The sequence below is a fragment of the Arthrobacter sp. zg-Y1171 genome, assembly GCF_025244845.1.
In the GTDB taxonomy this organism is placed as follows: Bacteria; Actinomycetota; Actinomycetes; order Actinomycetales; family Micrococcaceae; genus Arthrobacter_B.
Window position 1 is genome coordinate 2,813,884 of sequence record NZ_CP104264.1, and the last position, 20,788, is coordinate 2,834,671.

Annotated in this window: 19 protein-coding genes; 7 read left to right on the forward strand and 12 right to left on the reverse strand. The window is 66.6% G+C overall.

From position 1 onward, the window contains the following. Positions 1-10 precede the first annotated feature (10 nt). The 4 genes from narI to N2L00_RS13230 are packed head-to-tail and all read right to left on the reverse strand — an operon-like array spanning position 11 to position 6,994. The gene (narI, locus tag N2L00_RS13215) at positions 11-826 is read right to left on the reverse strand and encodes a respiratory nitrate reductase subunit gamma (protein ID WP_255765018.1); all 816 of its coding nucleotides are present in this window, start codon (positions 824-826) and stop codon (positions 11-13) included. After that, complete coding sequence (narJ, locus tag N2L00_RS13220; RefSeq protein WP_255765019.1) at positions 823-1,521, reverse strand: nitrate reductase molybdenum cofactor assembly chaperone; 699 nt, start codon at positions 1,519-1,521, stop codon at positions 823-825. Before narJ ends, narI begins: the two co-directional genes overlap by 4 nt. Beyond that, positions 1,518-3,275 carry a nitrate reductase subunit beta gene (gene narH / locus N2L00_RS13225; RefSeq protein WP_255862562.1) on the reverse strand — a complete coding sequence of 586 codons (1,758 nt, stop codon included), beginning with the start codon at positions 3,273-3,275 and terminating at the stop codon, positions 1,518-1,520. The genes narJ and narH overlap by 4 nt, the downstream gene beginning before the upstream one ends. Continuing rightward, on the reverse strand, positions 3,275-6,994 hold the full coding sequence (locus N2L00_RS13230) for a nitrate reductase subunit alpha (RefSeq protein ID WP_255862561.1): 3,720 nt from the start codon (positions 6,992-6,994) through the stop codon (positions 3,275-3,277). The genes narH and N2L00_RS13230 overlap by 1 nt, the downstream gene beginning before the upstream one ends. A 149-nt stretch (positions 6,995-7,143) precedes the next feature. Between N2L00_RS13230 and N2L00_RS13235 the strand changes: the two genes are divergently transcribed. Genes N2L00_RS13235 through N2L00_RS13245 form a run of 3 tightly spaced genes read left to right on the forward strand, consistent with a single transcriptional unit; the run spans position 7,144 to position 10,174 of the window. Beyond that, complete coding sequence (locus tag N2L00_RS13235) at positions 7,144-8,097, forward strand: 1,4-dihydroxy-2-naphthoyl-CoA synthase (protein WP_255765022.1); 954 nt, start codon at positions 7,144-7,146, stop codon at positions 8,095-8,097. Positions 8,098-8,104: 7 nt separating this feature from the next. Beyond that, on the forward strand, positions 8,105-9,241 hold the full coding sequence (locus N2L00_RS13240; protein ID WP_255765023.1) for an AMP-binding protein: 1,137 nt from the start codon (positions 8,105-8,107) through the stop codon (positions 9,239-9,241). Between the two features lie 48 nt (positions 9,242-9,289). Then, positions 9,290-10,174 carry a 1,4-dihydroxy-2-naphthoate polyprenyltransferase gene (locus N2L00_RS13245; protein WP_227919052.1) on the forward strand — a complete coding sequence of 295 codons (885 nt, stop codon included), beginning with the start codon at positions 9,290-9,292 and terminating at the stop codon, positions 10,172-10,174. A 23-nt stretch (positions 10,175-10,197) separates the two neighbouring features. Here N2L00_RS13245 and N2L00_RS13250 read toward each other — a convergent pair whose 3' ends face one another. Continuing rightward, entirely contained in the window at positions 10,198-10,503 is a 306-nt protein-coding gene (locus N2L00_RS13250) for a DUF4229 domain-containing protein (protein ID WP_255765024.1), read from the reverse strand. An 84-nt stretch (positions 10,504-10,587) separates the two neighbouring features. Between N2L00_RS13250 and N2L00_RS13255 the strand changes: the two genes are divergently transcribed. Next, positions 10,588-10,959: a PLD nuclease N-terminal domain-containing protein gene (locus N2L00_RS13255; protein ID WP_255862560.1), complete on the forward strand. Its 372-nt coding sequence runs from the start codon at positions 10,588-10,590 to the stop codon at positions 10,957-10,959. Between the two features lie 126 nt (positions 10,960-11,085). Here the strand turns inward: N2L00_RS13255 and ccsB are convergent, their stop codons facing one another. Genes ccsB through N2L00_RS13280 form a run of 5 tightly spaced genes read right to left on the reverse strand, consistent with a single transcriptional unit; the run spans position 11,086 to position 16,058 of the window. After that, complete coding sequence (gene ccsB / locus N2L00_RS13260) at positions 11,086-12,114, reverse strand: c-type cytochrome biogenesis protein CcsB (protein WP_255765026.1); 1,029 nt, start codon at positions 12,112-12,114, stop codon at positions 11,086-11,088. Continuing rightward, positions 12,114-13,898, reverse strand: a complete 1,785-nt coding sequence (locus N2L00_RS13265; RefSeq protein ID WP_260554355.1) for a cytochrome c biogenesis protein ResB — start codon at positions 13,896-13,898, stop codon at positions 12,114-12,116. The genes ccsB and N2L00_RS13265 overlap by 1 nt, the downstream gene beginning before the upstream one ends. Continuing rightward, entirely contained in the window at positions 13,898-14,695 is a 798-nt protein-coding gene (locus N2L00_RS13270; protein WP_255765027.1) for a cytochrome c biogenesis CcdA family protein, read from the reverse strand. The genes N2L00_RS13265 and N2L00_RS13270 overlap by 1 nt, the downstream gene beginning before the upstream one ends. Before the next feature lie 5 nt (positions 14,696-14,700). Then, entirely contained in the window at positions 14,701-15,336 is a 636-nt protein-coding gene (locus N2L00_RS13275) for a TlpA family protein disulfide reductase (RefSeq protein ID WP_370646931.1), read from the reverse strand. A 59-nt stretch (positions 15,337-15,395) separates the two neighbouring features. Then, the gene (locus tag N2L00_RS13280; protein ID WP_227919063.1) at positions 15,396-16,058 is read right to left on the reverse strand and encodes a histidine phosphatase family protein; all 663 of its coding nucleotides are present in this window, start codon (positions 16,056-16,058) and stop codon (positions 15,396-15,398) included. Positions 16,059-16,216: 158 nt separating this feature from the next. On the opposite strand from N2L00_RS13280, the gene N2L00_RS13285 reads away from it, so the two are divergent. From N2L00_RS13285 to N2L00_RS13295, 3 genes are all read left to right on the forward strand, one after another. After that, positions 16,217-16,756, forward strand: a complete 540-nt coding sequence (locus N2L00_RS13285; RefSeq protein ID WP_255765712.1) for a YceI family protein — start codon at positions 16,217-16,219, stop codon at positions 16,754-16,756. 219 nt (positions 16,757-16,975) lie between these two features. Beyond that, positions 16,976-17,695 carry a hypothetical protein gene (locus N2L00_RS13290; RefSeq protein WP_255862559.1) on the forward strand — a complete coding sequence of 240 codons (720 nt, stop codon included), beginning with the start codon at positions 16,976-16,978 and terminating at the stop codon, positions 17,693-17,695. Positions 17,696-17,863: 168 nt separating this feature from the next. After that, positions 17,864-19,783, forward strand: a complete 1,920-nt coding sequence (locus N2L00_RS13295; protein ID WP_255862558.1) for a hypothetical protein — start codon at positions 17,864-17,866, stop codon at positions 19,781-19,783. Here N2L00_RS13295 and N2L00_RS13300 read toward each other — a convergent pair. Further along, positions 19,739-20,497, reverse strand: coding sequence for a redox-sensing transcriptional repressor Rex (locus N2L00_RS13300; RefSeq protein WP_255765030.1), 759 nt, complete (start codon positions 20,495-20,497; stop codon positions 19,739-19,741). The genes N2L00_RS13295 and N2L00_RS13300 overlap by 45 nt on opposite strands. Next, on the reverse strand, positions 20,497-20,748 hold the full coding sequence (locus N2L00_RS13305; RefSeq protein ID WP_255765031.1) for a glutaredoxin family protein: 252 nt from the start codon (positions 20,746-20,748) through the stop codon (positions 20,497-20,499). The genes N2L00_RS13300 and N2L00_RS13305 overlap by 1 nt, the downstream gene beginning before the upstream one ends. Between the last annotated feature and the right edge of the window lie 40 nt (positions 20,749-20,788).

The window sequence follows — 20,788 nt, forward strand, 5'->3', positions numbered from 1 at the left end:
AACTCGGTTCCTAAGGTGTGCCCGGGCGGTCCCGGTCGGGGGTCCCCACGGGGTCCCAGCCGCCGCGCGGCGTCCTGGCCCCCGGAACCGGCCGCCGGCCCCGTGAGCGGTAGACGATGTAGGGCCGGAACAGGTAGTGCACGGGCGCGGTAAACGCATGGACCAGCCGGGTGAAGGGCCAGAGGGCAAAGAGCACCAGCCCGAAGACCGTATGGATCTTGAAGGACATGGAGGCAGCCGTCATTCCCGTGATGTCGGGCTGCAGGATGAAGATGGAGCGGAACCACGGCGCCACGGTGTCCCGGTAGTTGACGATGTTCGTGTCGAAAACGGAAAAGACCGTGGTCGCGAGTCCGGTCAGGATCGCAGCCAGGAGGAAGATGTACATCCCTTTGTCATTGCGGGTGGTGGCCATGAAGACCGGGCCGGTGGTCCGGCGTCGGTAAATCAACAGCACTATCCCCACCAGCGTGGCTACGCCCGCCAGGATGCCCACGCTCAGGGCGAAGAAATGGTAGGTGTCCTCGTTGAGTCCGATCGCGTCCATCCAGGTTTTCGGAATCACCAATCCGACGAAATGCCCCACAATCACCGCCAGGATCCCGAAGTGGAAGAGCGGGGAAGCGATGCGCAGCAGCCGGGACTCGTAGAGCTGGGATGACCGGGTGGTCCAGCCGAACTGGTCATACCGGTACCGCCAGATGGAGCCGAGCACCAGGATGGCCAGCACCAGATAGGGCAGCACTCCCCAAAGCATGACGTCGTCCACTCCCACCTGCACGTTCCCCGGCGGCGGCACGTCCAGCGGTGCGGGTACGGCAGTCATGGGTGGCTCCTTTCGCTCACCGGCAGCAGCCGCGAGCTGTACGGTTCCAGCCCCACGGTTTCGGTGGGCGGGCCGTAGCCCGCGGTACGCATCACGGCGGCCTGGGTTTCGGGTGACACACCGGGAAGGGTGGAGCAGACCAGGGTCAGGACGCCCTCGTAGGGCAGGTCGTCGTCCCGCAGGGCCAGCCGGAGCAGTTCCACTGACGGACGGTAGCGCTGCAGCAGTTCGTAACCGTCCTCCGGAGAAACCTTGGCGGCGAATTCCAGCACCAGGGGCAGGTAGTCCGGCAGCTCGGTGCCTTCCGGCAGCACACCGTGGGAGCGGTAGATCTCCTTGAAGGCGGCGAGCGCCTCACCCCGGCGGCGGGTATCCCCGTCGGTCCAGTAGGTCAGGTGCAGGCTGTGCCGCTTGGACAGGTCGAATTCCTGCACATAGGCCGCCTGCACATCCGGCAGCGGCCGGGACGACAGCCAGGCGAAGAGCGGCTCCAGCTCCTCCGCCGGTGCCCCGGCTTCAGCCAGGGCCGCGCGGATTCCCGGGATCAGTTCCACCAGCTGCTCGTCGGGGTATTCGAGCAGCAGGGCAGCCGCCTGCCGGATCACCCGGCTGCGGCCCGGCCGGGCATCGGCGTAGGGCTCGGGCGCCAGGGTGCCCTTCCCGGGTTTGCCGAGCAGCTTCTCCAGCAGGCTCATTTATCAGCCCTGCCTTGATCCGAACCGGGCCCGTCTCCCTCGGCCTGGTCGTAGCCCGCGCCCATGCCCTCGCCGGCTCCCTCATCGGGTGCGCCGCGGTTGTTGTTGGCCGGAAACAACCCCTGCGGAGAGCCCCGTCCATCCCAGTTGAGCAGGTTCACCCGCCCGCCCAGGTTGCCGTTGCCCGTCGGGTCCTCCCCGCGCTGCCGGGCCTGCAGGGCCTCGAAGTTCTCCACCGCCACGGGCATCGGCCGCCCGGAAGCCTCACCGAAGACCCCTGTCTGCCCCATCCCGGGGCCGCCGTCCACGTCCAGGGAACAGCCGATCTCCTCAAGGTTGTGCGCGTCCTCCGCGTGCGCGGCGGGAATCACGTACCGCTCCTCGTACTTTGCAATGGCCATCAGCCGGTACATCGCGACAATCTGCGCGCCGGTCATGCCGACGTCGGCCGCGATCCGCTCGTCAGGCTCATCACCCAGGGTGATGTTCCGCATGTAGGCGCGCATGGCGGCGAGTTTCCGCAGCACTGCGGTGACCAGGTCCGTGTCCCCTGCTGTGAACAGTTCGGCGAGGTATTCCACCGGAATCCGCAGGGCCTCGATGGCGCCGAAGAGATTCTCCGCCGCTTCGCCGTCGTGCCCCTGCTCCTTCAGCACGTCCACGATCGGGGACAGCGGCGGCACGTACCAGACCATCGGCATCGTGCGGTATTCGGGGTGCAGCGGCAGCGCCACCCGCATTTCCTTGGCCAGGGCGTAGACCGGCGAGCGCCGGGCGGCGTCCAGCCAGTCCTCCGGGATGCCTTCGGCCCGGGCGCCGGCAATGACCTCCGGATCATTGGGGTCCATCATCAGGTCCAGCTGCGCCTCGTAGAGGTCCTGCTCGTTGGGCACGGACGCGGCTTCGGTGACCCGGTCGGCGTCGTACAGGAAGATCCCGATGTACCGCAGCCGGCCCACACACGTTTCGGCGCAGACCGTGGGGATGCCCACCTCGATGCGCGGATAGCAGAACGTGCACTTCTCCGCCTTGCCGGAGCGGTGGTTGAAGTACATCTTCTTGTAGGGGCAGCCGGTGATGCACTGCCGCCAGCCCCGGCAGCGGTCCTGGTCCACCAGCACAATGCCGTCCTCTTCGCGCTTGTAGATTGCGCCCGACGGGCAGGAAGCCATGCAGGAGGGATTCAGGCAGTGCTCGCAGATCCTCGGCAGATAGAACATGAAGGTGGAATCGAATTCCAGCTTCACCTTCTCCTCCGCGTCCCGGCGCATTTTCTCCAGCACCGGGTCCTGCCCGCCGGTGCGCTCGGACCCGCCCAGGTCGTCGTCCCAGTTGGCCGACCAGGTGATTTTCATGTCCTTGCCGGTGATCAGGGACTTGGGCTTGGCCACGGGAAAGTCATTGCCGGCCGGTGCGTTGATCAGGTTTTCGTAGTCGTAGGTCCAGGGCTCGTAGTAGTCATTCAGCTCCGGCTGGACCGGGCTGGCAAAGATACCGAAGAGCTTGGCCAGCCTCCCGCCGGCTTTGAGCTTCAGCCTGCCGCGGTTGTTCAGCTCCCAGCCGCCCTTCCACCGCTCCTGGTCTTCGTACCTGCGCGGATACCCCTGCCCGGGCCGGGTCTCCACGTTGTTGAACCACACGTACTCGGTGCCGGCCCGGTTGGTCCAGGCCTGTTTGCAGGTCACCGAACAGGTGTGGCAGCCGATGCACTTGTCCAGCGCCATCACCATTGCTGTCTGCGCCATGATCCGCATCAGTACTGCACCTCCTGGGAACGTTTACGCACCACGGAGACAATGTCCCGCTGGTTGCCGGTGGGGCCGAGATAGTTGAAGGCCCAGGACAGCTGGGCATACCCGCCGATCATGTGGGTGGGTTTGACCAGGATCCGGGTCACGGAGTTGTGGATGCCGCCGCGCCGGCCGGTGGCTTCGGACTTGGGCACATCGATGATGCGTTCCTGCGCGTGGTAGACGTAAATCACTCCGGCCGGCATCCGGCTGCTGACAATCGCCCGGCCCACCAGCACCCCCGAGTTGGACACGCATTCCACCCACTCGTTGTCCGATACCTCGATCAGGGCGGCGTCCTGCGGGCTCATCCAAACCGAGGTTCCGCCGCGGGACAGCGAGAGCATCAGCAGGTTGTCCTGGTATTCGGAGTGGATGGACCACTTGTTGTGCGGGGTCAGGTAGCGCACTGCCACGGAGAGCTCCCCGCGGGTGCCCAGCTGTGGTTCCCCGAACAGGCGGTGCATGTCCAGCGGCGGCCGGTAGATCGGCAGGGCCTCGCCCATGTCCAGGATCCAGTCATGGTCGAGGAAGAAATGCATCCGCCCGGTCAGGGTGTGGAAGGGCTTGAGCCGTTCGATGTTGATCGTGAACGGTGCGTAGCGCCGGCCCCCGGTCTCGGAGCCGGACCATTCCGGGGAGGTCAGCACCGGCGTCGGCCGGTCCTGGGTGTCTCGGAAGGTGATCTGCCGGTCCTCGGCACCCTCGGCCAGATCCACGAGCGGCGTTCCGGTCCGTTTCTCCAGGGTCCGGAACCCCTGCACGGCCAGTTCCCCGTTGGTGGTACCGGAGAGCAGCAGGATCGCCTCGGCCATGCGGGCGTCGGTGTCCACGGCCGGGCGGCCCGCCGCTGCACCCCGGTCAAAGACGCCGTGCTTGCGGGCCAGCTGTTCCAAGGGCCGCGTCACGTCGTACTTGACGTATTTGGTGGTGAATCCCAGTTTGTCCGCCAGCGGTCCGACGGCGGCGAACTTCTCGGCGATGGCCGTATAGTCCCGCTCCACCACGGCAAGGGAGGGCAGGTTCTTTCCCGGAACCGCGGGGATGTCGGTGCCCTTCCAGTCCGGGGCGTGCCCTCCGGGCTGCGCGATCTCTCCGGGCGTGTCATGGGTCAGTGCCGTGGCCACCATGTCCTTCCGCACGCCGAGGTGCGTGGCGGCCTGCCGGGAGAACTCCTCCGAGAGCAGGCGGAACAGGTCGTAATCCGTCTTCGCTTCCCACGGCGGCGGGATGGCGGGCGTGAACGCGTGCACGTAGGGGTGCATGTCCGTGGAGGAAAGGTCGTATTTCTCGTACCAGGTGGCAGCGGGAAACACGACGTCGGACAGCAGCGTGGAGCTCGTCATCCGGAAGTCGGCGGAAACCAGCAGATCGAGCTTGCCCTGCGGCGCGTCTTCGCGCCAGACGACGTCGCGCGGCCGGGACTCGCTGTGATCCGCGCCCATCACGTTGTTCAGCGTGCCGAGCAGGTGTTTCTGGAAATACTCCTCCCCCTTGGCGGAGGAGCCCAGCAGGTTCGACCGCCACAGGATCAGCGTCCTCGGCCAGTTTTCCGGAGCGTCCACGTCCTCCACGGCAAACCGCAGCCGCCCGTCCTTGAGTTGCTGCGCCACCCACCCCGGCTCGTCGGGCGCCTCGCCCCGGGCCACCCCTGCAGCCGCCTCGTCGGCAACATCGAGGGAGTTCTTCGCATCGAACTGGGGGAAGAAAGGCATCCAGCCCATCCGGGTGGACTTCGCGATGACGTCGGCGGTGTGCAGACCGCGCAGGTGTCCGCTGGCCAGGGGTGACTGCATCGAGTCGGAGGAATAGCCGTCGGAACGGAACTGGTCGGTATGCATGTACCAGAACGCGGTGCCGATCATAAAGCGCGGCGGCCGGTTCCAGTCCCCGGCCGAGGCCATGGCCGCCCAGCCGGTGATGGGCCGGCACTTTTCCTGGCCCACGTAGTGCGCCCAGCCGCCGCCGTTGCGGCCCTGGCAGCCGCAGAGCATCAGCAGAGCCAGGATGGCCCGGTAGGTCACGTCCCCGTGGTACCACTGGCAGATGCCGGCGCCGAGGATGATCATGGACCGGCCGTTCGACTTCTCCGCGTTGGCCGCGAAGTCCCGGGCCGTGCGGATCACGGCGTCGGGGGCCACGTTGGTGACCTCCTGCTGCCACGCCGGAGTGTAGGGGGTTGCGGCGTCGTCGAAGCCCGCCGCCCAGTCCCCCGGCAGGCCGTTCCGCCCGAGTCCGTACTGGGCAAGCATCAGATCGAACACGGTGGTGACGGTTTTTCCCGCCACGGTGGTCACCGGCACGCCGCGGCGCAGGACGGACCCCGTGCCGCCGGGATCCGTAAAGGCGGGCAGGTCCACCCGGCTGGTCCCCTGCCGGACGCTCGCGGCATCCGCGATGGACAGTGCCGGCACCACGCCCTGCAGGTCGAGGTTCCACTTGCCGGCGTCGGCCTCGTTGTACCGGAATCCCACCGATCCGTTGGGCACTACCGGGGTGCCGGCCTCGCGGTCCAGCAGGACCGTCTTGAACGCGGAGTCGGAGGCCTTGGCTTCGCGGCGTCCCAGGTCCGCGGCGGTGAGGAACTTTCCGGGCACCACGGTGCCGTCGTCCCGCTCCTCGAGCGTGACGAGGAACGGCAGGTCGGTGTACTGCAGCACGTAGCCTTCGAAGAACGGCACGCGCCGGTCCACGAAGTTTTCCTTGAGGATCACGTGTCCCATGGCCATGGCGAGCGCACCGTCGGAGCCGGCGGCGGCCGGCAGCCATTCGTCCGCGAACTTCGTGTTGTCCGCATAGTCGGGGCTGACGGAGACCACCTTGGTCCCGCGGTAGCGCCCTTCCACCATCCAGTGCGCATCCGGGGTGCGCGTCACCGGGATGTTGGAGCCCCACATCATCAGGTAGGTGGCATCCCACCAGTCCCCGGATTCGGGGACGTCCGTCTGGTCGCCGAACACCTGCGGGCTGGCCACGGGAAGGTCCGCGTACCAGTCGTAGAAGCTGTTCATCACCCCGCCGATGAGGTTGATGAACCGCGCTCCGGCCGCGTGCGACACCATGGACATGGCCGGAATCGGCGAGAAGCCCGTGCAGCGGTCCGGTCCGTAGTTTTTGATCGTCGAAATGTGCGCTGCGGCCGTCATCTCCAGTGCTTCGGCCCAGCTGGAGCGCACCAGCCCGCCCTTGCCGCGGGCCTGCTGGTAGGTCCGGCGGAGCTGCGGATCATTCACGATCTCTTCCCAGGCCAGCACCGGGTCCCCCGTGCGCTGTCTGGCCTCCCGGTACATTTCCAGCAGCACCCCGCGGATGTAGGGGAACCGGACCCTGGTGGGGGAATAGGTGTACCAGGAAAAGGCCGCACCGCGGGGGCAGCCGCGGGGCTCATACTCCGGCCGGTCCGGCCCCACCGAGGGATAGTCGGTTTCCTGCGCCTCCCAGGTGATGATCCCGTCCTTGACGTACACCTTCCACGAACAGGAGCCCGTGCAGTTCACGCCGTGGGTGGAGCGCACCACCTTGTCGTGGCTCCACCGGTTCCGGTAGAAGGCGTCCCCCTCACGGCCGCCTTCCCGGAACACGGCCCGTCCGTCACCCGTTTCATCCCACCGGGTGAAGAACCTGCCGAGAGAGAGCATTGCATCGGATGCGGGGCCATCGATCCCCGAAACGGAGCCAGCCATACCTACAAGCTTGGAGCAGGGCGCACGGACCCGACAGGGGTAAGCGGAGAACTGGCCCCGGAGCCGGGCACACCGGTGCCCGGGCGGATGCTTCGCCGGACGGGAGCCCGCCGTCCGGCGGTTTTGCCCACTGGCGATAAACTCGGTTTGTGAGCACAGAACTTCCAGTACAGGTGTCCGATATCTTCGACCCGCAGCAGTGGCGTCTTGTTTCCGGGTTCGAGGACCTGCAGGACATGACGTACCACCGCCAGGTGGAGCGCGACGCCGACGGCGCAGTCGTGCGTGACCTGCCGACCGTGCGTATCGCGTTCAACCGGCCGGAGGTCCGCAATGCCTTCCGTCCGGGCACCGTGGACGAGCTGTACCGGGCCATGGACCACGCCCGGATGACGCCCGACGTCGCCACCGTCCTGCTCACCGGCAACGGCCCCTCCCCCAAGGACGGCGGCCACTCCTTCTGCTCCGGCGGGGACCAGCGGATCCGCGGCCGAGACGGGTACCGGTACGCCGAGGGAGAGACGAAGGAAACCATCGACCCGGCGCGCGCCGGCCGGCTGCACATCCTGGAAGTGCAGCGCCTGATGCGCACCATGCCCAAGGTGGTCATCAGTGTCGTGAACGGCTGGGCAGCCGGCGGCGGCCACAGCCTGCACGTGGTCTCGGACCTGACCATCGCCTCGCGCCAGCACGGCAAGTTCAAGCAGACCGACGCGACCGTGGGCAGCTTCGACGCCGGTTACGGCTCGGCGCTCCTGGCCCGGCAGATCGGGCAGAAAAAGGCCCGCGAGATCTTCTTCCTCGCCCGGGAGTACTCCGCCGAGGAGATGGTGGCCATGGGCGCCGTCAACGAAGCCGTGGACCACGCGGACCTGGAAAAGGTCGCCCTGGAATACGCCGCAGACATTGCCCGGCAGTCGCCGCAGGCCATCCGGATGCTCAAGTTCGCCTTCAACCTGGCCGACGACGGCCTGGCCGGGCAGCAGGTCTTTGCCGGCGAGGCGACGCGGCTGGCCTACATGACGGACGAGGCGGTGGAGGGCAAGGAAGCGTTCCTTGCCAAACGCGACCCGGACTGGTCCTCGTTCCCCTACTACTTCTAGGACCTCCTTGGAACTGCTCCCAGTCCTGATTACCCCCGGCTTCGACGCCGGCATGCTCCTCTCCCCGCTTGCCGATGCCCTGGCCGGTGAAGGCCCCGCGGTGGCGCCGCACACCGACCCGGACCAGACGTTCGAGGGCGAACTGCCCAATGACGACATTGCCCTGGTGGTGAGCACCTCCGGCTCCACCGGCACCCCGAAGCAGACCATGCTCAGCACGGACGCGCTGGCTGCGTCCTCCATGGCCACCGCCATGGCCCTGAAGGCGGACGGGCAGTGGCTGGCGGCCCTGCCGGTCAATTACATTGCCGGCATCCAGGTCCTGGTCCGCTCCCTGTACGCCGGGACGCAGCCGGTCTTCATGGACCTGTCCGTGCCGTTCAGCGCCGAGGTGTTCACCCGCGCAGCCGAGGACATGACGGACCGCAACCGCTTCACCTCGCTGGTGCCCACCCAGCTCCACCGCCTGCTGCAGGATCCGGCGCCGGAAACCCTGCGCGTGCTGCGCCGGTTCAACGCCATCCTGCTCGGCGGCGCTCCGGCCGGCGCTCCCCTGCTGGAAAAGGCCCGCGGCTACGGGCTGAACATTGTGACCACGTACGGGATGAGCGAAACCTGCGGCGGGTGCGTTTACGACGGCGTGCCGCTGCCCGGCGTCGACGTCATCCGGTGGGAGGGGCGCCTCTGGATTGCCGGTGACGTCCTTTCGGACGGGTACATGGGCCGGCCGGACCTGACCGAGGACCGTTTCCGGTTCAACTCCGGACGCCGCTGGTTCCGCACGGATGACACCGGCACAGTGGATGACGCCGGCAGGGTCACCGTCTCCGGCAGGCTGGACGACGTCATTGTCAGCGGCGGGATCAAGGTCTCCGCGCAGGCCGTGGCCGAGGCAGTGGAGACGGTTGCCGGCGTCGACCAGGCCTTTGTGCTGGGCCTGGACGACGCCGAATGGGGCTCCCGGGTGGGCGCCGCCGTCGTGGGCAGCGTGGACCCCGAACTGATCCGAGATGCCGTCCGCTCCCGGCTGGGCGCCGCTGCCGTCCCGAAGGTGGTCCTGCTGCTTGAATCCCTGCCCTTGCTGCCCAACGGCAAGGCGGACCGCATGACGCTGCTGCGGCTGCTGGCCGCCGCGCGGCACTGACCCGTCTTTTACGCACCTGTCTCAACTCAAGAACTAAGGAACAACACCGTGGCTACAGCCGCCCAATGGTTAGAAGGCGCCCGCCCCAGGACGCTGCCGATGGCAATCGCGCCGGTCATTATCGGATCCGCCGCCGCGTACGACCTCGGGGGTTTCTCTCCCGTCCGTGCCGTCCTGGCCGCCCTGATTGCCGTACTGCTGCAGGTGGGCGTGAACTACGCGAACGATTATTCGGACGGCATCCGCGGCACGGATGACAACCGGGTGGGGCCGCTGCGGCTGACCGGTTCCCGGCTGGCGTCCCCGAAGCAGGTCAAGTACGCGGCGTTCGGTTGCTTCGCCGCCGCCATGCTGGCGGGAGTGGCCCTCGTGGTCCTGGCCGGCACGCCGTACCTGATCCTCGTGGGCATCGGCTGCGTTGCCGCTGCCTGGGGCTACACCGGCGGGAAGAACCCCTACGGCTACCGGGGGCTGGGCGACATCTTCGTCTTTGTGTTCTTCGGACTGGTGGCCACGCTGGGCACCACCTACACGCAGGCGCTGGAAATCAACACAGCCTCGGTGCTGGGCGCCATCGGCACCGGCCTGATCGCCATGGCCCTGCTGATGGCCAACAACGTCCGGGACATCCCCACGGACCGGGTGGCCGGCAAGCGGACCCTCGCCGTTCGGCTGGGCGACGGCGCGGCACGGATCAGCTACGTGATGATGCTGGCCCTGGCGCTGCTGCTGCCGCTCTTCATCGCGGGCAGCTACCCGTGGATCCTGCTGGTGCTGCTGCTCATTCCGGCGTGCATCCTGCCCTGCGGGCTGATGCTCACGGGTAAAAAGGGTTCCAGCCTGATCCCGGTCCTGAAGCACACCGGCCTGATCAACCTCGGCTTCAGCGTGCTCTACGGCGCCGGACTCGTCCTCACGCGGCTGCTGGCCTAGGCTTACCGCGTCGCCGCGGCAGGCTAGGCGTCGCGGCGGCGGTCGTTGTCGATCTGCACATCCGGGTTCTCGGCCACCAAGGTGTCCTCCGCCGCGGAATCATCCAGTTCTCCGCGGTTGCGCTTGGGCGCACGTTCCTCGGTGAAGCGCCGCTGCACCGTACGGGCCGCTTCGTCCCGCATATCGCGGGCAAACAGGTAGGTCACGCACCAGGCCAGGACGGCGGCGGCAAGCGCCGAGAGCAGGAGGCCGAGTTGCAGCACCATGCAGATCACGAAGAAGACGGCCACCAAACCCAGGCGGAGAGCAGTAAATTTCCAGAAAGCCACGCCTTCATTCTAGGCGCTCGGCGTCCCCGGTGTTCCTTCCGTCCATCCGACGCCACGGACCGTGCCCTCCACTACAATGTCCGTATGCCCCGTCTTGTCTTGTTCGGCGTCATCATCGTCGCTGCCGTGATCATTTACGCCGTTATCGACTGCCTCATGTCCCGGGCAAACGAGGTGCGCAGCATCTCCAAGGTGTCCTGGATGTTCACCATCGTCCTCATTCCGGTCCTGGGCGCAGTGCTTTGGTTCCTGTTCGGCCGGCCCGCCGCAGGGCCCGGCCCGCGCGAGCCGCGGCGCCCCTCGGCGCCCGACGACGATCCGGAGTTCCTGCGCAATCTCGAGGTCCGGCGCCGCCAGGCACAGAAGGAAGCCGAGCTGCGGGCCCGGGAGGCCGCGCTGCGGGCCAAGGAAGAAGGCAGGGACAAACAGAACGACGACGGCAAGCCCGGCGCCTGAGGCCCCTGCAGCACTTCGCAGCCATAGCTGCACATAAAAAGACCCGTTCCGGATGTCCCGGAACGGGTCTTTCCATGTCTGCGGGGCCGGGCAGCCAAGCCCTTGTGGGGCTGGACCCCGGTTGAGTTAGACGCCGGAGTAGCTGTGCAGGCCGGAGAAGAACATGTTGACGATCGTGAAGTTGAAGACCACGCAGAGGTAGCCGACGATCGACAGCCAGGCGGAACGGGTTCCGGTCCAGCCGCGGGTGGCACGGGCGTGCAGGTAGCCTGCGTAGACCACCCAGATAACGAAGGTCCAGACTTCCTTGGTGTCCCAGCCCCAGTACCGGCCCCACGCCTGTTCGGCCCAGATGGAGCCGGCCATGAGGGTGAAGGTCCACAATACGAAAGCCACTGCGTTGATGCGGTAGGACAGGTTTTCCAGGCTCTGCGCGGAAGGCACAATGCGCATGAACGGCAGCCGTTCCTTGCGTCCGGAGCGGATCCGGGTTTCGCGGTCAGCCTGCAGGAGCTGCAGGACGGACATGGCGAACGTCAGCGTGAACAGTGCCGACGCAATCACGGCAACCGAAACATGGATGATCAGCCAGTAGCTCTGCAGCGCCGGAACCAGGTGTGCCACCGGCGTCGGGAAGCCGATAGTGGCGGCCATCATCATAACCAGCACCAGGCCCACCACCACGGTGCCGAGGAAACGCAGGTCCCGGCGGGTCAGCACCAGCAGGAACACCACGGCCACCACCAGGGCGCCCGTAGTGCAGAACTCGTACATGTTGCCCCAGGGAACCCGGTGCGCGGCCATGCCGCGGGTGATGACGCCGGCCGCGTGGACGGCTGCGGCCAGCACGGTCAGGGCAACGCCTACCCGGGCTGCGTTGCGCCGCGGACCGGTATAGCCCATGGCGCTGTCAGCGGTCTGTGCCTCGCGGCTGCCGTCGGCATCCCAGTCCCGGGCGAAGCCGTTGCCGGAGCCGGCGGGAACGGCTTCACGCACGGCGGTCTTCTGTTCCAGCCGGCTCTCCACCGCCCGGATGGTCTTGCTGCTCTTTGCCAGGTCCCACGCGAACGCCAGGAAGGCGACCGTGTAGGCGAACGCCGCCAGCAGCATAAAGCGCTCACTGTAAAGGGCGAGGGTGTAATCGATGGAGGGCATTACTGGTCCTTACCTGGATTTTCTGCGGCATTGCTGTCCGCCGTTGCGTTTGCGGAGACGGTGGCCCGTCCAACATTCTGTCCTTCTGCGTCCTGCGGTGCCAACCACTTCTCTGCGAACAGTCCGCGGAGCGCAGCTGCTTCACTGGTCAGCCGGGGATCTTCGCCCCGGGCCAGCAGCCCGTATTCGACCATGACCCGTCCGTCCGGGTGCTGGCCGGCCCGCACCCAGACCCGCCGGCGTGCCAGGAACAGCGAGGCAGCCAGACCGGACAGGGAGAGCACGGCAAACACCAGGACGCCGGTCTTTCCCGGATCGTAGTGGATGTCCAGGGCGGCGTACCGTTTGAGGCCGTCGAAGGTGATGGATCCCTTGCCGTCGGGGAGTTCGTAGGTCTGGTTGGCGCCCAGCACAATGCCGCCGGCGTCGAGGTCGCGGTTGTTCAGCGGGGTCAGGTCTTCGGTTTCCAGCACGTAGACGTTGGAGGGTACACCTTCGTCCAGCCCCAGGTCTCCGTAGTAGGAGTTGAGGTTCAGCTGGGGGTTGATCGGATCCGGGTCGCCGGAGTAGCTGACTCCGGCTTCGTCGATCATGGCGGTGGGCAGGAAGAATCCGACGAAGCCGAGCTGGTCCGGCTTGGCATCCGGAGCCTTGACCACTGCCAGGGAGGTGTACATGGCATCGGTGGGTACGGCCACGACCGGGCCTTCCAGCGCCACGTTGCCCTCGCCGTCGCGCACGGTCACTACCGGGGCGTAGCCGTTGCCCACCAGGTACACCCGGGTGCCGCCCAGCGTCAGGGGCGAGTTGACCTTCAGGACCTGTTCCTCGGGCTCGGCCCCGGGGTCTTCTTTCACGGTCACGTTCGCCGTGAAGTCCAGGGGCTGTCCGTAGTGGGTCTCGGATTCGCGGTCGAACTCGATCTGGAAGTCGTCCAGTGTCAGCGAATAGGGGCTCAGCTGGTCTTCGGTGAAGTTGGAGCCGGGCGTGAAGGTGTCGTAGCTGACCAGGGTGTTGACGAAGGACTCCCCCTCCACCACGATCTTCTGTCCGCTGTAGCCGAACAACCCGCCCAGAGCCACGCAGGCCAGGACGCCGATCAGGCTGGTGTGGAACACCAGGTTGCCCAGTTCCTTGGCGAAGCCGCGCTCGGCTCCGACGGAGGGTCGGTCGCCGTCCGCGTCCCGGACATCCACACGGTAACCGCGGCGGCGCAGGATTGAGGCAGCGTCCCGCACGGCTTCGGCCGGCGTCATAGACATCGACGCCGGAACCGTCAGCGTGCCGTATTCGGGCATCCGGGAGAGACGGCTCGGCGTGCGCGGAGGCTTGGAACGCATGGCCTTGAAGTGGGCCTTGGCCCGGGGAATCACGCAGCCGATCAGCGAGATGAACAGCAGCAGGTAGATCGCCGAGAACCAGACGGAGGAATACACGTCGAAAAGCTGGAAGCGGTCCAGCCAGGGCCCGGTTTCCGGGTTGTCCTTGATGTACTGCGTGACTACCGAGGGATCGGCGGGGCGCTGCGGAAACAGCGATCCGGGCACGGCGGCGACGGCGAGCAGCAGCAGCAGGAACAGCGCCGTCTTCATGCTGGTCAGCTGGTTCCAGGCCCAGCGCAGCGTGCCAAGCAGCCCCAGGGCGGGCAGCGCAACGTCGTCCCGGCGTCCCTTGGCAGGGCGGGGGTTGGACGGGCGGGGCGTTGTTGCTTTGTCTGTCACGTCATCCGGTCCCGGGGTCAAGGTGTTCTCATTGGTCGTCTGTTCTTCACTGGGTTTCGGCATCAGATCGGCAGGGTCACATTACCCAACCAACCTTGGAGCTGGTTGATCCACTGGTTCCAGACACCGCTGACCATCAGCAGGCCCAGGGCAATCAGCATGCCGCCCCCGAAACGCTGCAGGGCCAGCCGGTGCCGGCGGAAGACGCCAAGGGCGCCCATGCCGCGGCGGAACCCGACGGCAATGAGCAGGAAAGGCAGCCCCAGTCCGAGGCAGTACACGAAGGTCAGCAGGGCTCCCTTTGCGGCACTGGCGTCGCTGCCGGAGAAGGAAAGCAGCTGGACTGCCGAAAGCGTTGGGCCGATGCACGGTGCCCAGCCCAGCCCGAAGGTGATGCCGAGCACCGGAGCTCCCCAGAGCCCGGCCGGCGGCTTGGCTTCGATCTTGCGGTCCCGCTGGAACCAGCTCATGCCGCCCATAAACACGATGCCCAGCAGGATCACAACGAGGCCGAGGACCTGCGAGATCCAAGCCTGTTCGGAGCCTTTCAACCACGCACCCAGCTGTCCGATTCCGGCGCCCAGGGCCACGAAGACCACGGAGAAGCCGAGCACGAACAATCCGATGCCGGCGAACATCCGTCCCCGCCGCTGCTTTTGCAGGTCGACGCCGGTCAACCCGGTGACATAGCCGAGGTAGCCCGGAACCAGGGGCAGCACACAGGGGGAAAGGAAGGATACGAGACCTGCGAGGGCAGCCACGGGGATAGCCAGCAGGACGGACCCGTTCAGGACGGTGTCGGCAAAGGTATTGGCGGTGGACTCAGTCACCGGGGCCACGACGGCAGTAAGGAAGGACACTGTCCCTACGCTGCCAGCGAGTCGCTGATCAGGGCCTTCAAGGTGCCCTTGTCTGCCAGTCCGAGGATGCGGGCAGCCACGCGGCCCTGCCGGTCCAGCACCAGCGTGGTGGGTACGGCCGACGGCGGAACGAAGTTGGTCATGGCCAGCAGCACGCCGCCGTCCTTGTCCCGGAAACTGGGGTACGGAATGTTGAAGTTCCGTTCGAAGGCTTCCGCGGTGGCCTTCTCGTCCCGGATATTCACGCCGTAGAAGCGGGCACCGGCACCGGCGAACTCATCGTGCAGCTCCACCAGGTCCGGGGCTTCCTTCCGGCACGGGGCGCAGGCCGCGTACCAGAAGTTGAGTACGACGACGTCGCCCGCCCAGTCGGCGGAGGTCACCTCGGTGCCGTCGAACAAGGAACCGGAGAACTGCACCGCTTCGCCGCGTTCGGCGGCGTCGTATTCAGTGACGGAGCCGTCTCCGGCAATGTAGTTCTTGTTGTCTCCAGCGTTGGCCTGCTCGGCCAGGGGGTCATCCGTGGAACAGCCGGCGGCAGCTGCGGCAAAGGGGACGGCGAGGGCCAGCCCGGCACCGAGCCGAAGGAAGGAACGGCGTCCAAGGGCTTCCGGCTCAGCAGGGCGTGTGCGGTTCTTCAAGGATTTCCAGCTTTCATCGCGGCAGGGAGGAGCCACTTCTACAACGCGTAGTAATTCTATTATGCTCCCGGAACATTTGCTGCACCGGGAAGGAGGTCCGCGCTGGGCTCGGCGTAGCGCACGCCGGTGAGTACGGCGCCGTCGAACTCCAGGGTGGTGACGGAGGTCAATGTGCACTCGCGCTGGCGGGGGTCATGCCAGAGCTTCCGCCCCTCGGCGGCGAGCCGGGTGACCCAGATCGGCAGCTGGTGGCTGACCAAAACGGCTTCGGCATCATCTCCGCCGAGTTCCACGGCGCGCATCCGCGCATCATCAACGGCGGACATCACACGGGCAACCTGCTTGGCGTACGGCTCCCCCCAGGAAGGCCGCATGGGATTGCGCAGGAGCGGCCAGTAGCGCGGATTGCGCAGCTGGCTCTTGATGCGGGACATACCCTCAAAGCGGTTTTCCGCCTCAATAATCCGCTCGTCCGTGGCGATCTCCAGGTTCAGTCCGGCCGCCAGCGGGGCGGCGGTCTCCTGGGCCCGGGTCAGCGGCGAAGCAACCAGGTAGACCAGGTTGGCCCCCTTGCTGCGCTCTTCGATGAAGTGTTCCGCCACCCGGTCCGCCATCTGGCGCCCGAGGTCGGACAAATGGAACTCCGGAAGGCGTCCGTAAAGGACCTTGTCCGGATTGAAGACTTCACCGTGGCGCACGAGGTGTATGGATGAGCGGGACATGTGTCCCAGTTTCGCAGAGTTGGAGCCGTCAGCTAAATCTTCGAAATCGACGGGCCCATTTCACTTGAACCTTTAACCAAACCGTGCAACACTGTATGCAAATGCATGAAAGTGCCGTCGGGGCCTCCCGGCAGCACCGCTACCAGAAGGAGCTCTCCATGATCCCCAGCGGCCTCACCACCGGAACCTGGAATTTCGACGCCTCCCACAGCGAAGTGGGCTTCACCGTCCGTCACGCCGGCATCAGCAAGGTCCGCGGCAACTTCGACAAGGTCGAGGCCACGCTCGTGGTCGGCGAGACCCTGGCTGACACCGTGGTAACTGCCGTCATTGCCGCTGACTCCTTCAACTCCAACGACGCCAACCGCGACGCCCACGTCAAGAGCGCGGACTTCTTCGACGTCGAGCAGTTCCCGGAGCTGACGTTCACTGCGACCGGAATTGAAAGCGCCGGCTCCACCTACAAGGTCACCGGCGACCTGACGATCAAGGGCATCACCCACTCCGTCGTCATGGACACGGAGTTCAACGGTGTGGCCGTGGATCCCTTCGGCGCCACCCGCTCCGGCTTCTCCGCCAGCACGGTGATCAGCCGCAAGGACTTCGACCTGACCTGGAACGCGGCACTGGAAACCGGCGGCGTCCTGGTGGGCGACAAGGTCACCATCAACGTCGACGCGGCCTTCGTAGCAGCCTAGACCCCCATATCCCCCCACAGGGCGGCCCCGGACCCATTGGTCCGGGGCCGTTTTTTTGGGGCTGTTTTCCGGGGTGCGTTCCGGGGCCATCTTTCCGGGACCCCTGACCGTCCCGGCCCCACCGCGATACGCTGGATGTTTGGCTGCGGGGGCGCCCCGGCCACGCCGACGGCACCTTCGTCCAGCCGCTTCGAGACACCAACCAGCAAGCAGGCGGACATGAGCACACCAGAAAACACTCCCGAGCCAGGGCGCGAGCCCAACCACCCGACCAATCCGGACGGCCCCACCAGCCCCGCGGGTGCAGGCGGCGCTGCGAATCCCGATGGATTCACCCTTCCCGGAGCCGGTCCCGGCTCCCGCCCTGAGCCGCAGTACGGCCAGTATGCCCCTGGCGGCCCCTACGACAAGTCCGGTCCCTCCGGCTACACCCAGCCCTCCGGCTACGCCCAGCCTTACTCCTATGCACCGCCGGTCAAACCGGCGAAGGGCCCTGCCCCTCGCGAGGTCATCATCGGATCCTGGTTGATCATTGCGGCAGGCGTGCTGAGCCTCATCAACAACGTCATCACCTCCTTCAGCCTGCCGTCGATCATGACGTCCCAGGAGCAGGAGGCGTTCGCCGAAACCGGTTTGGACGAAGAAGGCGTGAGCTCCTTCCTCATTTCCTTTGGCATCGTCGTGGCCCTGATCGGCTTTGCAATCTACCTACTGATCGCGTTCTTTGTGCGGAGGGGGAAAAACTGGGCCCGCATTCTAGGCACCGTGTTTGCCGCCTTCTCCCTGATCGGCATCCTCACCATGCTGGGCGCTTACTTCACCTCACCACTGAGCCTGATTTCGCTGGCCTCCAGCCTCCTGGGAATTGCCGGGATCGTGATGCTGTATCTGCGGCCGTCCACCCCGTACTTCCGCAAGGCTCCGCTCTACCCCTACTGAGTTCGCAGAGTCCCGTCGGTTTCGGCGGGACTTTTCCCTTGCCGGATCGGGTTTCGCAGTGGAGGGGTCACACACCGGCCGTGCCCGCGTAGCGTTGTGTTCTCCTCCGGCGGCGAGTTGCTTCGCAAGGTGCCCCGGAGGTGCCGTTCCGCCGTGAAGGGGAGGACCATGGCAGCTCTGCTTCCTAACCCGCAGCAACAAAAAACACGCATTCCCCTGCGCTATCTGCACCGGGCAGTCGATTCTCCGGAGTATGCAGGGGCCAACATCTTCATCCCGGAAGCACCGCTCCATCCCCCGACGGTATCCGGGGGCTCCCCAGCAGGTTCCGATCCCGGCCGCGGCTCTCCGGACCGGGAGGAACTTACCTCCCCTGAACCCGGCTCATCCTCAGGGACCGGGGAGAATGGCAGCGGCCATGCCTTCTACCTCTGGCTCCGGGCCGGGCTCCAGGGTGTCGTCGCCTGGATTGGCAGCGGTATTCGCGGCACCTTTGCGTGGTTCGGCGCAGGCCTGCGTGGCGTATCCGCCTGGCTTCGGGTCGGGGCGGTCGGGACCGTCGTCTGGCTCCGCATAGGAGTGCAGGGAGCCTACGCCTGGCTCCGCAGCTTGGTGCGCCGTGCGTCCACTCGGATCCAAGCCGCGGCGCAGGCCACCTCCAACCAAGCCCGAACGGGAGCCCGGGTCACCTCTGCCGGCGTCCGCACGGGGGTTGTTCGGGTCCGCGCGGGGGCACACGCCGTTTCGTTCCGGGTTCAAGCGGGGGCCCAGGCAACTTCTGCAGGTGTCCACGCCGGGGCGCATGCAACATCCGTTCAGGTCCAGGCCGGTGCCCATGCCACCAGCGCTGCGGTCCAGTCCGGGGCCAACCGTGTCGGCGCCGGTGCCCGTGCCGCCTCGGCGTGGCTCCAAGCCGTGGCCCATGCTGTCTGGAACTGGATACTGGCCGCTGCACACGCAGCATCGGCGGCGGCCCAATCCGCCGTACACGCGACGGTCGCAGGGGCGCGGGCTGCCGCCCATGCGGTGTCGGTGGCGGCCCAGGCCGTTGCACGTTCGGTTTCGTCGGCCGCCCGCACTGTCGCTGACGCCGTTGCGACGGCCGCCCGCACCACTGCCCGCGCCGGTGCCGTGGTAGTTCGCACCATCGGAAATGCCATCTCCAGTGCAGCCCGAACAACGGCGCACGCCATAGCCGTAGGTGCCCGCGCCACCGCACGCTCAGTTTCGATGGCAGCCCGCACCACAGGGCACGCCACGGCCGTCGGTACCCGAACCACAGCGCGCGTCACAGCTGTCGGTGCCCGCGCCGTCGCACACACCACCTCCGTGGCAGCCCGCACCACAGGGCACGCCACAGCTGTCGGTGCCCGAACCACAGCGCACGCCACAGCTGTCGGTGCCCGAACCACAGCGCGCGTCACAGCCGTCGGTGCCCGCGCCGTCGCACACACCACCTCAGTGGCAGCCCGCACCACAGGGCACGCGATAGCCGTGGTGGTGCGGGCCGTGCAACGCCGGCTGCCGGCGAAAACCGGCAACCCGGTTCCTGCCATTGCAGCCGCATTCGCGCTGATTTCAGGTGCGGGCCTGATCAATCTGTGGGGCACCCTTTCAACCGTTTCCCGGATGCCCGTACCTGATTCGCTGCCGCCTGCCCTTGCCCTCCTCGAGCGGTACGGAGTGACCGGCACCCACTATGCCAGGACGCTCGCGGCGATAGCGATCGCCTATGCCCTGGTGATCATGGGAACCGCCCTGCTGCTTGCGGTTGCCGTTCGGGACAAGCGGCGCTGGGCGCGGGTAGTCTCCGCGGTCCTTGCCGGCACCGCACTGTTCTACGCGATGAACGCAGGAACCGGCACCCAGTCTCTCGCTGCAGCCCTGGGTGTCGCAGGAGCCGCGATCACCTTCGCCAAGGGAGCAGCCCCGTGGTTCCACCCGCGGGTACCCTCGGTGCAGCCATTCGGGCCGCAACGGCACCAGGCAAAACCGCACCATCGCCTCGGGGACCAGGCGGAAACCCTGCAGCCGGATCCGGTCCTAGCGCGCCAGACGGGCCCGGGCGGCGATCTGCGAAACCTGTGAGCGCTGTGCGTGGTAGGCAAGGATCTGCAGTTCGGTCGCCATGTCCACTTTGCGGATCTGGACTTCTTCGGGCGCCTGCAGCACTACGGGAGCAAAGCTGAGGATGCTGGTAATCCCGGACTCCACGAGGCGGTCGCATAGATCCTGGGCAACCTCGGCGGGCACCGAAAGCACCGCCATGTTTGCCCCGGTCTTCGCGAGCACTGCTTCCAGCGAGTCCACCGGGCTGATCCTTAGCCAGCCCACCTCCTGGCCGATTACCATCGGGTCGGCGTCGAACAGTGCCACAACCTCGAAGCCCCTCGAGCCGAACCCGGGATAGCCTGCCAAGGCGCGGCCGAGGTTGCCGGCTCCTACTATGGCCACCCGCCAGTTCAATGTCAGGCCAAGAGCGGCGGAAATCTGTCCGCTGAGATACGGGACGTCGTATCCGACGCCGCGGGTCCCGTAGGACCCCAGGTAGGACAGATCCTTGCGCAGCTTGGGCGAATTGACGCCGGCGGCTTCAGCCAGCTCTTCAGAGGACACACGCTCTATCCCGTCGGCCAGCATGGCGGACAGCGCCCTCAAGTAGATGGTCAACCGCGCCAGTGACGCCGGCGGTATGTGCCGCCCTTCGCCCGCTGCGGCCGACGACGTTCCGGCCGCCTGGCCGCTGTTGGCCGTCCCGCCCTCCAGATCGGCTCGTTCCGACCGGACTTCCTCGGATGCCATCACGACCCCAGCAGACGCCGCAGCCGTGTTTCGTCGATTTTCCAGAAGTCCCGTTGGACGCCGTCGATGAACAACACCGGGATCTCCTCACCGAAGCGGGCGGCGAGTTCCGGGTCTTCCTCCGCGCTGCGTTCCTGCCAGGGGATGCCAAGGTCCTCCCCCACGCGCCGGAGCACCAGGCGGGCGTCTTCGCACAAATGGCAGCCCGGCCGGGTAAGGAGGACGACTTCCGGTCCGACGGATTCACTCATATGTCCAAAATAGCCCCAATACGTCGGATTTCCGCGCTCA